At 50.9% G+C, this 831-nt stretch carries 1 pseudogene; it reads right to left on the minus strand.

The window, feature by feature from the left end:
* Positions 1-831 (minus strand): annotated as a pseudogene (locus ACXAG7_RS19885) (hypothetical protein); the annotation flags it as partial.

Raw genomic sequence — 831 nt, forward strand, 5'->3', positions numbered from 1 at the left:
TTCCGGCATTTGGTAAGGCTTGTTCGCTTACCACTACCTGAGCTGTTGCTGCTGTGGTACATGGTGCGGTTGCTGCTACGGTATACGTATAAGTATTTGCGCCTCCTAAAGCTGGTGACCAAGTACCTCCCGTAGCTGGACTTCCTCCTAAGGCTGCAAATAATTGCCCTGATGTTACAGTGCTTCCTGCACAGATGGTAAGTGTTCCGTTAGTACCTGCATTTGGTAAAGCTTGCTCGCTTACCACTACCTGAGCCGTTGCCGCTGTGGTACATGGTGCGGTTGCTGCTACTGTATACGTATAGGTATTTGCGCCTGCTAATGCTGGTGACCAAGTACCTCCTGTAGCTGGACTTCCTCCTAAGGCTGCAAATAATTGCCCTGATGTTACCGTGCTTCCTGCACAGATGGTGAGTGTTCCGTTAGTTCCCGCATTTGGTAAAGCCTGTTCGCTTACCACTACCTGAGCTGTTGCTGCTGTGGTACATGGTGCGGTTGCTGCTACGGTATATGTATAGGTATTAGCCCCTGATAATGCTGGTGACCAAGTTCCGCCGGTAGCTGGACTTCCACCTAAGGCTGCAAATAACTGCCCTGATGTTACCGTGCTTCCTGCACAGATCGTTAGTGTTCCGTTAGTTCCCGCATTTGGTAAGGCTTGTTCGCTTACCACTACCTGAGCTGTTGCGGCTGTGGTACATGGTGCCGTTGCTGCTACTGTATACGTATAGGTATTAGCCCCTGATAATGCTGGTGACCAAGTTCCGCCGGTAGCTGGACTTCCTCCTAAGGCTGCAAATAACTGCGCCGATGTTACCGTGCTTCCTGCAC

It is taken from the genome of Tenacibaculum sp. AWR4_210 (genome assembly GCF_056160945.1).